Annotated in this window: 13 protein-coding genes; all 13 read right to left on the bottom strand. The window is 37.1% G+C overall.

Annotated elements, in window-relative coordinates:
* Positions 1 to 64: 64 nt before the first annotated feature.
* The 13 genes from pseC to M3650_RS08965 all read right to left on the bottom strand — a co-directional run bounded on the left by pseC (position 65) and on the right by M3650_RS08965 (position 14,510).
* Entirely contained in the window at positions 65 to 1,243 is a 1,179-nt protein-coding gene (gene pseC / locus M3650_RS09025; RefSeq protein WP_483311734.1) for a UDP-4-amino-4,6-dideoxy-N-acetyl-beta-L-altrosamine transaminase, read from the bottom strand.
* Between the two features lie 29 nt (positions 1,244 to 1,272).
* A complete protein-coding gene (locus M3650_RS09020) occupies positions 1,273 to 2,220 on the bottom strand; it encodes an NAD-dependent epimerase/dehydratase family protein (protein WP_251573949.1) in 948 nt (315 codons plus the stop codon).
* 34 nt (positions 2,221 to 2,254) lie between these two features.
* Complete coding sequence (gene pseI, locus M3650_RS09015) at positions 2,255 to 3,301, bottom strand: pseudaminic acid synthase (protein ID WP_251573946.1); 1,047 nt, start codon at positions 3,299 to 3,301, stop codon at positions 2,255 to 2,257.
* 12 nt (positions 3,302 to 3,313) lie between these two features.
* Complete coding sequence (locus tag M3650_RS09010) at positions 3,314 to 4,315, bottom strand: CatB-related O-acetyltransferase (protein WP_251573944.1); 1,002 nt, start codon at positions 4,313 to 4,315, stop codon at positions 3,314 to 3,316.
* A gap of 4 nt (positions 4,316 to 4,319) precedes the next feature.
* On the bottom strand, positions 4,320 to 5,396 hold the full coding sequence (gene pseG, locus M3650_RS09005) for a UDP-2,4-diacetamido-2,4,6-trideoxy-beta-L-altropyranose hydrolase (protein WP_251573941.1): 1,077 nt from the start codon (positions 5,394 to 5,396) through the stop codon (positions 4,320 to 4,322).
* 18 nt (positions 5,397 to 5,414) lie between these two features.
* Positions 5,415 to 6,140, bottom strand: coding sequence for a cytidylyltransferase domain-containing protein (locus tag M3650_RS09000; RefSeq protein WP_251573939.1), 726 nt, complete (start codon positions 6,138 to 6,140; stop codon positions 5,415 to 5,417).
* Positions 6,137 to 6,823, bottom strand: coding sequence for an HAD family hydrolase (locus M3650_RS08995; protein WP_251573937.1), 687 nt, complete (start codon positions 6,821 to 6,823; stop codon positions 6,137 to 6,139). The genes M3650_RS09000 and M3650_RS08995 overlap by 4 nt, the downstream gene beginning before the upstream one ends.
* Entirely contained in the window at positions 6,820 to 7,758 is a 939-nt protein-coding gene (locus tag M3650_RS08990) for an ATP-grasp domain-containing protein (RefSeq protein WP_251573935.1), read from the bottom strand. The genes M3650_RS08995 and M3650_RS08990 overlap by 4 nt, the downstream gene beginning before the upstream one ends.
* Before the next feature lie 34 nt (positions 7,759 to 7,792).
* Positions 7,793 to 9,223 (bottom strand): CDP-glycerol glycerophosphotransferase family protein, encoded by a 1,431-nt coding sequence (locus M3650_RS08985; protein WP_251573932.1) that lies wholly within the window; start codon positions 9,221 to 9,223, stop codon positions 7,793 to 7,795.
* Positions 9,224 to 9,890: 667 nt separating this feature from the next.
* Positions 9,891 to 11,396 (bottom strand): glycosyltransferase family protein, encoded by a 1,506-nt coding sequence (locus M3650_RS08980; RefSeq protein ID WP_251573930.1) that lies wholly within the window; start codon positions 11,394 to 11,396, stop codon positions 9,891 to 9,893.
* A 152-nt stretch (positions 11,397 to 11,548) separates the two neighbouring features.
* Positions 11,549 to 12,574 (bottom strand): TylF/MycF/NovP-related O-methyltransferase, encoded by a 1,026-nt coding sequence (locus M3650_RS08975; protein ID WP_251573928.1) that lies wholly within the window; start codon positions 12,572 to 12,574, stop codon positions 11,549 to 11,551.
* Between the two features lie 26 nt (positions 12,575 to 12,600).
* Positions 12,601 to 12,993, bottom strand: coding sequence for a glycerol-3-phosphate cytidylyltransferase (tagD, locus tag M3650_RS08970; protein WP_251573925.1), 393 nt, complete (start codon positions 12,991 to 12,993; stop codon positions 12,601 to 12,603).
* Positions 12,994 to 13,097: 104 nt separating this feature from the next.
* On the bottom strand, positions 13,098 to 14,510 hold the full coding sequence (locus M3650_RS08965) for a CDP-glycerol glycerophosphotransferase family protein (RefSeq protein WP_251573923.1): 1,413 nt from the start codon (positions 14,508 to 14,510) through the stop codon (positions 13,098 to 13,100).
* Positions 14,511 to 14,526: the final 16 nt, after the last annotated feature.

Below are 14,526 nucleotides of genomic sequence, written 5' to 3'. Positions count from 1 at the left end.
CCGGATGGAAGCGTTGTCAATCAAAATAATCCATTAATTTATCTCTGTTTCAATACTTTTACTTTCACTTTAAATATTGATTGTGTATCTTTTTAACGGACAAAATAACTCTATTGATATCCTCATCACTCATTTTAGGAAATACCGGAATGGACATGGCTGTCTGATAGTATATTTCCGCATTCGGGCAAAGCTCCATGTCATATCCAATCCTTTGATAATAAGGTTGCTTGTACACCGGAATATAGTGAACGTGTACCCCGATGCCTTCTTGCCGCAGCGCTTCAAATATCTCACGACGGTCCGCCACAAAGTATTCAGGTTGCCAACGTATAACATAGAGGTGCCAGCTTGAACCCGCATCTTTGTGCTGTTGTGGAATAACGATTCCATCCAGTGTTCCAAATGCTTCATTATAGAGGGCTGCAATCCGTTTGCGTCGCTCCACGAATTCATCCAACTTATTCAGCTGTGATAATCCAAGCGCTGCCTGCATATCCGTCATGCGATAATTATAGCCGAGTTCGTGCATCTCGTAGTACCAAGGGCCATCATTACGCGTCCATTCTTCCGGGTTTCGAGTCATGCCATGATTGCGGAATAATTGCAAGCGACGATAGAATCGTTCGTCATTGGTTACGATGATACCTCCCTCACCAGTCGTGATATGCTTAACCGGGTGAAAGCTGAACATCGTCATATCTGCCCATACACCAACTTTAACTCCATGAAACACAGCACCTAATGAATGAGCAGCGTCATGGATAACGGTCAGTCCTTTGCGCTTTGCTATGTCCATGATGCGATCCATTTCGGCAGGCTGTCCGGAGAAATCGACTGGAATGATCGCTTTAGTTCTGTCTGTCATCACTTTTTCAATTTCATCAGGATCAATGTTATACGTATTCATATCAATATCCGCAAACACCGGCTTGCCACCCTGATACAAGGCACAGTTGGAGCTCGCAATAAACGTAATAGGTGTCGTAATGACCTCGTCCCCAGGACCAATGTCGGCAGCAAAGCATGCACCATGTAGCGCAGCCGTTCCGTTCGTAAAAGCAACAGCGTACCGTGCACCGACGATGTTCGCTATTCGTGCTTCAAATTGTTCGATAGCCGGCCCTTGTGTAATAAATGGGCTTCTAAGTGTCCTAACAACCGCTTCAATGTCGTCTTCATCAATCCACTGCTGTCCATAAGGAATAAATGACTCTCGGCTGCCTTCATTCGTATTCGCCACTATTTATGCGCCCCCTAGTGCTGCCCAAGCTATATTAAATCCGTTGATTGAATCCACTCTTGAGTAAGTTGAATACCTTCCTCCAACGTGACCTTCGGTTCCCATCCCAGCAATTGTTTGGCTTTGTCTGAATTACACAACAGCTTTGCAATTTCGCTTTGTGGATGAATATGTTCAATGTGGCAAATCTGATCTGGATTGCCAGCTATCAGCGACGCTAATTCATTTACTGAAATGTCGCGCCCTAACCCAGCGTTAACAATTTCACCATTTACTTTATCACTGTAGCCAGCCTGCACTACAAACTGCGCACAGTCAGAAACATACAGTAAGTCGCGAGTCTGCTTACCGTCACCGTAGATATTGAGAGGTTTGCCATTCAGCTTCTGTTTAATAAAGATTGCAACTACTCCACCTTCGCCACCAGTCTTCTGATATGGCCCGTAAGTGTTGAATGGACGAACAACAACTACCGGCAGCCCATATGCATGATAGTAGGATAGCACCATATTCTCGGCTGCGATTTTCGCTCCCGCATAAGGAGATGCTAGCTTCGTCGGATGCAGCTCAGTTATACCACGTTCATCCGTGCATCGATCATAAACCATACATGTACTCATAAATACTACTTTCGTGCGATGCTTTCGACATTGTTCGAGAATATAAAACGTTCCTACTGAATCATTGTTAAATGTCGTTTTAGGATCATCAATCGAATCCTGCACGTTAATTGATGCTCCCAAATGGTAGCATATTTCAAAGCGTTGATCGTCAAACAAAGACCCAAGCAGGCCCTCGTCCATAATTGTTCCTTTAATGAATTGCATAAATCCCGGATGTTGGCGTAGTTCAGAAATGTTCTCTTCCCGACCGTTGGACAGATCGTCCAATATCCATACACGATGCCCGTCTTCAAGCAGCCTCTTCGCTACCCATCGGCCGATAAACCCGGCACCGCCGGTTAGTAAGATGTTCATAATGTTTCCCCTTTCTAGGCGCAAATGAAGCTAACTACAATAGATTCCAATGAACTGGCGTTCCTTTTTTGACATCACACTTTACCTTACGCCCGATGAAAAGATCAGCATATTTTGTCGGCAAGCCAGAACCTGGGCGAATGGCACGGATATGCTCCTCTTTAAACGTCTCCCCCGCCTTCATGTCTTTCGCAACATACAGACTGCGCCGATGTTTGAGTGATGGCTTCTCCGCATCAGTCGGGCCATACTTGACTTGACCGAGACTCAGCCATACGCGCTTACTCTCTTCGATCAACTGCTTCATCTCGGCAGGCTCCATGGAGAATGCCGAATCTACACCACCGTCCGCACGTGATAAAGTAAAGTGCTTTTCGATTACGACAGCTCCAAGCGCCACAGCTGCCACAGATACACCTACGCCCATCGTATGATCTGACAATCCTACATGGCATTGAAACAATTGTTCCATATGCGGCAGGGTCATCAGGTTCGTGTTTTCCGGAGAAGCCGGATACGTGCTTGTGCATTTTAACAGAATAAGATGCTCGCATCCCGCTTCCCGTGCTACGCGCACCGACTCATCTAATTCAGCTGCAGTCGCCATGCCGGTCGACATGATAATCGGTTTTCCGGTTTGTGCCACCTTGTGGATAAGACGGTGATCCGTATTTTCGAAGGAAGCAATCTTGTATGCCGGAACGTCCAACGTTTCCAAAAAGTCGACCGCCGTTTGATCGAAAGGTGAGCTGAACGCAATCAAGCCCAACTCCTTGCAGCGGTCAAAAATCGGCTTGTGCCATTCCCACGGGGTGTAAGCTTCTTGGTAAAGCGTGTAAAGCGAACTGCCTTTCCACAAGCTATTTGGATCGTCAATATAAAAGTCTCCATCGTGGATATCCAACGTCATCGTATCGGCTGTGTAGGTCTGCAGCTTAACAGCATCTACTCCAGCCTTCGCGGCTTCCTCGACGATTTGCAAGGCACGTTCCAAAGAATGATTATGATTGCCTGACATTTCGGCAATGATGAAAGGCTTATGATTTTTGCCAATTATACGGTTGTTCAGATATAAATCCATGATTCACCCTTCTTAAAGAAAGTTAGAATACTTCTTGAAGAAAAGTTTATTATTCATAAAGAGCCTTGCATTCTTTATGATCTCCTCTTCAGGCCAGTCCCACCATTTAATTTCATTTAACTTCTTAATTTCTTCTTCTGTAAATCGATATCGTATAATTTTTGCTGGAACACCGCCTACAATAGCGTAATCTGGTACATCTCTATTAACTACTGCTCCAGCAGCTATAATAGCACCGTTTCCGATTTTTATTGATGGAAGTATAACGGCATATGCACCTATCCAGACATCGTTTCCAACGACAATTTTCCTATTGTTTGTTATTTCATAAAAATTAGGAACATCTTCGTCTTTTAAAACTCCAAGAAGTTCACCACCACCAATAACCATACCTTTAGGCTGATAAAAGATAGGGCTAGTTGAGATATAGTTGACAGGATGATTAGCACCAATATATGCGGTTCTATTGATGGAACAAAAAGAACCGATTTTCTCGACCACATGAATAAACTCTAATTTATCATATCCGTATGTATATCTTCCAATTTCTACTCCTTTGTAGTAATGAGTTTTTCGATGCTTCTCATAATTTATATTCGTAGTATTTGTCTGAACTTGTTTCTTCTCTATGACTGCTTCATCCAATAAAGCAAATTTAAAATTTTCATTGAGAACTAAACCCATTGAAACCAATTGTTCGGAAATATCTTGATGGTACATACTGGCAACTAACACAATTACATTATCTTTCTGTTCATTCAATAAACTTGCAGGAGAATGGATGGTGTTCCCTAACAAACTCTTATTCCACGTGCTTTGATCATTATCAACAAAGTATGTAATGGAATATCCCATTGTCTTCAAAACAAAATGTGTAAGTCTTCCACCTTTCCCTGTGCCGAAGATGATAATATTTTTATTCATCAGTTGCTCATCAATAAGGGATAAGTTATGTACAATAGTCTCCAGGATCAAAACATTCCCTCCATCCTTATATACTGCAAGATTTTTCAAGGTTTCAAGTCATGATTGTTTCTAATGTTAATAATAGTGGATGGATTTTTGTGCCTCTTAATGGCTCCATGACCGACAAACTATTGCTGCTTTTCTCTTTTAATCTGGTAGGGTTCCTTAAAATATACCGTAGATTAGTTAATACTTTTTTACTGCACTCCTCATTAGAAACTCCTATATACCACACCATCCCCAATCTTTCAGCTTCTTTAATAGCTTCAATCTGATTATCTGCTACTGCTATTACAATCGATGGTACCCCCATAAAGGATCTCTCCCAGAGCGAAACCCCTCCAGCCCCTATAGCGAGATCAGAATTCAGTAACATCTCTGGAATCTCCTTAGATTCCGGATAGTAAATCACATTTGGAAAATGGTTACACAGTTCTTTAATTTCCAACTGACAAGAATTTGATGGACCAGCAACTACGGAAAATGACACCTCACGGAACTCCTCTATATGGAGTTTCAATGTTCTTAGAAATTTTATTGTCTCGTTCGTGGGATCACTTCCTCCAAAATTAATGAATACGTTGCGGCAACGTTTTTTTTTATCTATCATTTCTGATAGATTAAAAAACTCTTTCCGTAACAATGTATACATAGGACCCAATAGTTGTAGCGAATGTCTTGGGAGGAGGTTTTCATATTTTTTACTCATGTTATTAGTCAGATTCTGGTCCAATAATACATCACAATCATGATGTCTGTTTGCTAAATCATCTATTACTAATATACATTTTGTATGCGCACGAATCTCTTTCTCCCATTCTATATCCAATTGATAGTGATCAACTATCACCAAATCTATTTCCCCATATTTTCGTATTGCCTCGATGAATATCCGAGCATCAATTTTATTGTTTTTTCTTGATGTATTAAGATCCCCATCCATGAATATAACTGTATAATTATTTTTTTTAATCTGATTTACCACGAATGTTGGTATGCTACTATTACATACGAAAATAATATTTGCATCAAAATGCCCCTGCAACATTTGCGCTAGTGTAATACATCTCATAATGTGCCCTAAACCTATTTCCTCTGATGCATCCACTCTAATCACTACTTGAAACATCCTGGTTTATTCCACCTTCTAAATTATAAGCTTTTGCTCGATATGAGCATTAATAGCCGCTACTTTCGGATGTTCATTTAAATATGACACCACTTCTGCTGCCGATACTCCCACCTCACCGTTGAAGTGTTCCGCAACAGCCTGACACAAAGCATAATCCTCCTCGGTGTCCAGTGTGATCCGCAATTCTGGATAGCGTCGGTTCGCAGGAGCATCATATGTTGTTGCTGAGAAATCATGTGGGGACTCATACGCATAATAAGTCACATGCTCCCGGTGTCTCGGTTCATGCCCATGTTCGTATATGTGCCTCAGAGCACGGAACGAGATCATCTCAACTACCAATCCACGCGGAAGTTCACCCTGCACGAGCACAATATCCGAAGGCATTCGCTTCATCGTCCGCACAATCTCCGACGCCATTTCATAATCAACAAAAGGACAATCGGCAGTTACTCGTATTACATAATCAGGAGAAAATGAGCAAGCGCATTCGTAATATCGTGCTAATACATCATCTTCCGATCCACGGAAATAGGATACATTGTTGGCCACGCACCAGTCAGCAATTCTGTCATCTCCTGGCAACGTAGAGGTGGCGACGATAACATCATCTACATCGGCTACCATTCTGCAACGCTCTACTACATAGCGCAACACGGGATGCTTTTCCAGTGGCATCAGCACTTTCCCCGGAAGACGTGATGAGCCCATTCGGGCTTGAATGATGATAATGGTTTTCATTGTGTTCTCCTCGACCTCCCCCAATATTGTATAACGTTAATAATATCTGTTAATGTATCAATTTCTGCCTCAGCATTAAACTCATCAGATTTCAACAAGTTAGCGTAAGGGCCTCGCTTAATTCGTATCGTTCGATATCCAAGCGGTTTAATCCCGACAAAATCTTTATTCGGATTATCTCCAATGTATACTATATCGGATGTGTTGACTTTTTCTATTTGGGCAATTTTATTAAAACAGTAGGGCGACGGTTTTGCATGTTTCCTACCATAGCGATATGTGATGAAGCATCGATTTACTCTCGTATATAAGCCCAAGGCTGCCAGCTTATTATATTGAACAATTTTATGTCCATCCGTAACAATGTATACGGATCGGTCATTTAAATCTTGCAAGATAGACTCTGCATCTGGGAGTAAATGTATATCGGGGGAGTGTAACCGATATACAGAGAGACATTTACGAACTGTTTGTTGTCGCTCCAAGCCATAATGCCTCAAAGTTTCATTGAATACCAATCCCCTGCCATGCTCTTCGAGACTATTCCACATCAATTTAAAAGATTCTTCTCCATGAATTCCAAATTCTTGCCATAAATAATTTGCCACTGCCATAAATCCACTTCTCACAAAAGTGCTCTCATCATATAGCGTGTCGTCTAGGTCAAATACGAATACCTTCACAGTATGAAATCCTCCGCATGCCGAATCAACGTTTTGTCTGCTGAAGATCTAAGGAAGGGCGCATGGTGCAAGGTCTTCCCTGTACTCTCCATCATAAACCAATAGAAGCTGTCCAGTCCCATAGAAATGCTAAGTGTTGAAGCTCCACCGAACCTGCAATTACATTCAATAATATGAATACTCTCATTTTTATCAATCAACAGTTGAAAGAGAACATGACCTTTAAGTTGAAGGAATTGCGCTATATCGCAACACAGCTTCTCGATATATTCATGATGGAACGAGGAGGTTATTTGAGATTCCCCTTCCACAACCTGAATCCTCTGTCTAACAATCGCTCCATGTGGAATGCTTTGTTTGTTCAAATAAATATCTACGCTACATTCTAATCCGCTCACATACGGTTGAAAGATTGGGGACTTCAAACGTACAGCATGTTGTTGTGTTTCCTCATCATTTAATCCGATTCCCATGTGCAATGCTCCTGATCCATGGCGTTCCTTAACGACATAACGCTCGCTATTGAAATTCATATTCGTAAATGTAGGGATGACCGGATAATTATTTTCGCTTAATTTATGATAAAATGACAATTTATCTATGCATAAACGGACAGAGTTAACATTTGATATCATCACATGAATTCCGTGAGCATGTAATTCATCTCTAAGATTAGAAAAATATATCAATTCCCCATCTCTGCTAGGTAATATAATCGTTATTCGATTGGCTTTACAATATTCAATCAGGTGATTCAATGGCAAGCTATCAATAGGTGGGCACTGCCAAAAGACGTCTACAAAATACTTGCCAATGCAAGAATTATCTGAATCGGCGCCATAAAGGATTGACTGTGCATTAAAGCGCAACATTGCTTCCTTTACAGCTTTTAACATTGGAATCTTGCGGGATATACTCATAACTAATACATTCATCTACGGAAGCCCTCTCTCTTAGCTATATACTTTATTATCGAGTTCTATAGTTAGATATAAGTTCATCGATACACCGCCATACTCTTTCGGTAGAACAGCCATCTCGATACGTATGAATTATATTTCTAACCACTTCCCTCTGTTTTGCATGGGCTTTTGGATCTGAAAGAGCAAGAAGCAGGCTTTTCTCAAGACCCTCTTGACTCATCGCATGTTCACCAGGTGTCCAGAAATCATACGGTTCTAATAAAAATCCCCGTGTCTTACGGTAGTCTTCTATATCCAGAGGTGTAAAAATAATGGGACGATCCAGCAATAGATAGTCAAAATAAACGGAAGAGTAATCTGTTATTAACACATCACAGGCATTAAGAACTTCATAAAGATCTAAATTTTGCTCCTCTAAAGCCTGATTGGTTAATTGCAAAACGTGGTTCCTCATATAGTCTGAAATGACATGGGAGTAGACTGCTTCCTCAAATGCGTGTTGTTTGCATACTAACAATATATTGTGTCGCTCCAAAAAATTCGTGAACTTGACTTCATCAAACTGTTCAAAGCCAAAAGTATTGTTCCATATTCTATTGCCTTCTTCAAAATTTCTAGTTGAATATGTTGTCTTCTTTCTAAATGTCGGCAGGTAGTAAACTATCGTTCTATCCTTTATTACATCGCCAAAAATTTTAACTATACCGTCTTTCCCTTTACTTCGATAAAGATAATCGTTCCTAGGCATTCCGGTCACGGTGTACTGTGTGACGTTTGTAGGAAAACAAGCATTCATAAGTGTAGTATATATATCTGAATACGATGAAATTAAATGCGCTGAACTCCAGTTTTCTGAAGAGCCTGTATCTTCTTGGTTTACATTTCGGTTCATCCTGCCCATCCCTTTTAAAGGGAATCCATGCCACATCTCTATGTTTATTTTATTTCCTTTCAGGGCAACATTTCTATGTGTCGTAATGACGGCATCATCCTCAACATTATCCAGGCTTCCTTTTTCCCTTAGAACAAGCTCATACTTATCCTTAATATATCCCGGTGCCAGGTGATATAAGGCTCTGCTATTGCATCCCGAAGGATTGATGGAAACCATGGATATTCTCTTTATCTCATGATTATCGTTATATGTCATATCATTCAATATATTATCGATATACTCTTTTATTTGGGAAGTGTGCAGCTCCGAATAGATAGGTATTATTTTTCTCGAATCAACTCCCAGTTCCAACAATTGATTATAAATGAAAGAAACAAATTGACTAGCAATTATTATATAGTCATAACTGAAATCATTGTCTTTTAAACTTTGCGGGGCATGCACAGGAATTCCATGAATCAGCATCCCTTGTTTTTCTATATTATTATCTATAAAAGCGATGATACTTGCCTTATTATTGTTTAATTGACTAACAATTGCTTCAGCACTACTGCCCGTCCCAAAAATAATTATGCTGTACATTGTATTCCCTTCCTCTTTTCATTATTATAAATGCTTACTTTTAAGAGGCAATGATTTACTCGGTAACACTACCAGCGTATGACCAAGCAGCTATAGATACATAGAAGTGGTACCTCAAGTTCAGGAGATACCACTTTGCAATGAGCTGTGTAATATTTATAAATTTCCGTAATCAATGATATCAATATGACAATTATAACTTCCACTATAAAGTAATATTTTTCTCCTGTTTTCCCGCTTATTCTCAAGATTTCGACTTTTACAGCCTAAGAAGTTCTACTAGAGAATGTAGATTGCAGCATCACGGCGATTCAGCACTGTTACCTGTACTAAAGATAACGACCTTTCGCATCACACTATATCCCTCAACACTAATTTAAATTAGTGTTATCTAACAAACTGTCACTCTCTGCGTCAGCATTAAACTCTTCAGTTTTATCAGCTGATTGATAGGCAGACATCCACAAAAATACTTGCCCAAACAATATTCATCTATGTCAGCTCCGTATAATAAAGCTTTGTTATCTTTTTAAGTGCTTTCTTAATTGCTCTGAGTATCAGAACTTTTTTGATATGCTCATTACTAATGCATTCATAGCTAAAATCCTCATATCATTAATTAACTATTTACTATTTTATATTTATTACAGCTTTTCTAATTTTCTATTCACAGTTCTAAATTATTTATGTTCTTAACAATATCAATCTCTTCAAATATGTCTTCTTTATTGCTCCTCAAATTTTTTATTATCTTTTTGTTGTTCAAAATCGTATTACGTAGCTCCTCTTCATTCGATAATAAGTCTCTTAGCTCAGTATAATTATTAAAAACAACTCCGTTTTGATTTACTTTAACTTGATCTGCAATGTTCCCGCTTAATACATTAGTGATTACAAGTGATCCAGCTGCGAAGCTTTCATAGTATGTATATGAATATGTCTCTGGCCAAACAGACCATAGAAAAGCTACATCAATGGAATGTTCAACCAACTTATTAACCATGGCTAGCTCGCCATTTTCAATGAAGGAAACATCTATATAATTTATTCCCTCAATAAATTCATCATTGGTTCCCAAACAATAAAATTCATATTTATTTTTAAACTCAAAAAAGATTTTCTTAAATATTTCCCAACCTTTATGGATGTGTTTATAACCTACATATGCAATTTTAATTTTATTATTCACTGATATTTTTTCTTTATTTACAATTGTATGCTTCTGGTGGTTGATCACAGCAATCTTTTTTTCATCTAGATTAAATGCTTTGGTTACAGCGTATTTTGTATGGTTTGAAGGAGCAATTAATTTAATATTATTAATAGAAAAAAGAGTACTGTGATATTCAAATATTTTTTTCTTTTGTTCGTTACTCTCGCAACTTGCACACAACTTCCATTCATCTTCATAACCATGACAGAAAGTCTCATCATTATGCATCAACTTAATGTTACTGCATATACAAGAAAAATCATGTAGATAATATAATATCGGCACTTTTGAATCCAGTTTATTAATTATGGTATCAAGCACTGATAATTCCATACCAATTAGATTATGAACAATTAATGCTTTAATATTATTGATAGCTTCAAAGAATTGATCAATAGTAAACAGCCCAATTTCCGATCCATTTTTAACTACTGTTAAAAAACTCCCATTGAAGCCTTTAATGTTATATATACGCCAAAATAAGTGAAGATTAATGCATCCTTTTTCTTTGTAAAGAATCATCTGTTCTCTTATAAATTTGCTTGTGCCGCCAAGGTACAACGCAAAATTATTTCTGGATATACTAATAATAATACCCTTGTCTAATTCATCGTCCTCCAATAATTTGTTTTCACTCTTCATTAGCAGATGACCAAATCCAATCAGTTGATTACCGCTAATAGTATAAAAGTCACCAAACTGATGAATGGTTTCTTTAATTTCATTGTAAAAACTTGAAAATATAATAACTAAAGTTTTTTTGGGAGTTTCGTTGCATAAAATTGATGGTGGATATATTTTTTTACCATCAAGTAATTGATTCCTCTTATTTGGATCGTTATCTATTAAATAATCTAATTCGACACTCAATTCTTTGGAGTATTTTTCATAGTATCCGCTGGTTCCCCAACCAATTACTCTGTCATAATTCCTACTTACATATTCTTGTATTATCCTCATTTAGTTTTTCATCCCTCAATTACTCGAATTAATAGCAATTTGACTTGCCTCTCGCAAAAATCCCGCTATAAAAAGTGATCATTTGAAAAAATTATAATCTTTATCGAATGGCTAAAAGGAACCCGGATTTATGAATATAAAGGGCATATTTATTATTTTGCTATTACAACACTTCCAAAGTAATCACTTAAAGGTACATAATTAAGTCCTTCTTCTTTACAAAATTCCTTGACGGCTTTTTTTACACCTTTATATTTGACATGATTATAGTCATGAATTAATATATACCCTCCTTTTTCTAACCGCGGATAGAAAAACTTCAAGCCCTCTAGAGTAGGAGTGTATAAATCAGTATCAATACTTACGAATGCAAATTTTTCGTTATTAATATCTTGTGCGCTTTCTGGAAAATAGCCCTTTTTGACAATACAATTTTCTGGGTTATTCATTTTTAATAAGACCGTGTTTATTGTTGTATCACATAGATGCCCAACTTTAATGTTCGATAATTGATGATTTTTTTCAAAATTCACATCTCTTTGGCTAAACCCTTCAAAAGTATCAAACAAGAAAAGTCTTCTATCTTTAAAAAGATGATTAATAATTTTAGAAAAATCACCTTTATAAACACCCAATTCAGCAACTGCCCCTTCAATATTGTTAGAGTATATTTCTCGCGAGATCAATTCCAATGTAGAGACTCTAACATAGTCTAATCCTTTTATAACAAAATCTGGAAAATTATATAAAAGTTCATTTCTATCTTTCTCCAATATAATCATATCGCACACTGCATAGTTATTGTAATAATGTTCGAGGCAAGATTTCTTTATTAATTGGGTGTACACCTTATTCTCTTCAAACAGTTGTTTTACCATTTCCTTTGAGGTACTAGTTTTTTCCTTAAATATCTTTATGATCTTACCTTTCTCCACCCCTAATTCAATCAGTTGAGAAAATATCTCTTCAAAGAACATACTTGCTATGACAATAAAATCATAGTTATGTTTTACTTCTTCTGGGCTTATAACCTTGATACCATTGTAAAGAGTGTTCTGCTTCGAGGAATCGTTATCTATATAACAAAGAATCTCAACCTTATCCAAATCTAATATAGCAAGAGCTCTTCTTGCTCCTTCCCCAGTTCCAAATATCATTACCTTTACTTTTTCGAACATAAAAAAATCCCCCTATCGATGGTGTCCTATCTGCACATTCTCAAATCCTCTTTTATTTTTGAAGTTGATATTTCAGGTGTCCTTGGTAAGTAAATGACATCACAGTAATCTTTCAGCAGGTCAAACTTACCCTCCCAGTCGTTACCCATCACTAGCACTTCAATTTTATTTTTCACAATATCTTCAGCTTTTTGTTCCCAGCATTTTTCCTCAATAATGCAGTCCACATACTTAATCGACTCTAATATAAGCTTTCTTTCTTCAAATGAGAAAAAGGACTTTTTATTCTTAACAGCATTAAATTCATCAGTAGAAAGGGCCACAATGAGATAGTCACCATATTCTTTAGCTCTTCTAAGTAAATTGATATGTCCGTAATGTAGCAAATCAAAAGTTCCGTAAGTTACAACTTTCTTCATTCTTTCCCCTCCCATATCACACTAGGTCTATGCCCTTGCATTCCTTCGCTCTACCTCTCAAGGGGTGGATGCCAATTCTTTTTGACTTCGTCTTAATCAAATAACTATAAGTTTGACAGGTAATTGTCTATTTCTTCCCATACTCTTAAACTTGAGTTGCTGTCAGTATATCTATGTACTAATTTTCTTACTAGTTCTCTATCTTTTTTGTAATTGTCATCCCCGTCAAGATAAGCTTTTATCTCCACATTTAATTCTTTAATAGAAGCGACAGTAGGACCGGGTGTTAGATAATCATAAGGTTCAAGGAGAAATCCTCTATTCTTTTTATACTCAGTAACATCAGTAGGTGTAAATATAACAGGCGTATCTATTAATAAAGTATCAAAAAATATGGACGAGTAATCTGTAATTAAAATCTTTGCGGATGATAATAATTCATACAAATGAATTTCATGCGACGATAGAGCTTCTTCTGTAAGTAAATGTATTCTTTCATGTTTGAAAATATCCAAGTCTTTGTATTTTCTATATTCAACCGGGTGCAGTTTAACAACTAAAAATAGGTTCTGTTCTTCGAGCATATTAATTATTTCCAATTCACTTTCATCAGAAAGCCCAAATAGACTTATCCAATCCTTACTCGAATCAACAACATGCTCATTTTTTCTCCAAGTGGGTAAGTAAAAGACAATATTACAATCAGCAATCTTTTTATTACAGATTTTCTCTATCTTGTTCAAACCATTTTCTCTAAATAGCAAATCATTTCGAGGCATCCCACTAACTCTATATTTAGTTATATTATTTGGGTAACATGAATTAAAAAAGGTGCTGTATAGTTCTGAGTAAGACAATATTAAATTAATTGCACTTGAACGCTTTATTTGAAAGTTAAGATATTTATCGGAAATTAATTCTTCATGCATATTTCCCATTCTTTTTATAGGAAATCCATGCCACATCTCAATATTTATGTGATTAGAATCATAAATACCATCAAAACATGATGAACAAATTACATCATAGTCTTGAAGAACTTCTACATTTTTCTTTGTTATCAAGTCAATTTGATATTTCGACTTAATATATTTTGGTATATTTTGATAAAGAGCATATCCATTATAATGAGAATAACCGTAATTAGTAACTGCTATCTTCATTTTCTTATTGTCTGTTTTTTTTCTTTTTATCACGGTTTGGAAAGCTTCTTCATGAAATTTCATATTCAACCTACTATGGTTTGCATAGTCATACGGTATAATTTTGTTATAAGGAATCCCCAATTCCAATAACTGCTGTAAGATATCGATGGAATACTGACTAGCGATAAAAACATAGTCAAACTCTGTTTCTCTAATTTTTTCGGGTGGAAGGATCAAATACCCCTTATATTGGAGATAATGCTTAGAAGTATTGTTATCCGATAGAAATTTTATATTAATCTTATTAAAATCTAATTTAGCAAAAAGAGATTCCGCACTACTTCCCGTTCCAAACACTATAATATTTAACATATAAACTATCCCCTAT

This window comes from Paenibacillus sp. MER TA 81-3 (genome assembly GCF_023713585.1).
In the GTDB taxonomy this organism is placed as follows: Bacteria; Bacillota; Bacilli; order Paenibacillales; family Paenibacillaceae; genus Paenibacillus_B; species Paenibacillus_B profundus.
The sequence above is the reverse complement of the archived record's forward strand: the minus strand, read 5'-3'. Positions and strand labels throughout refer to the sequence as shown.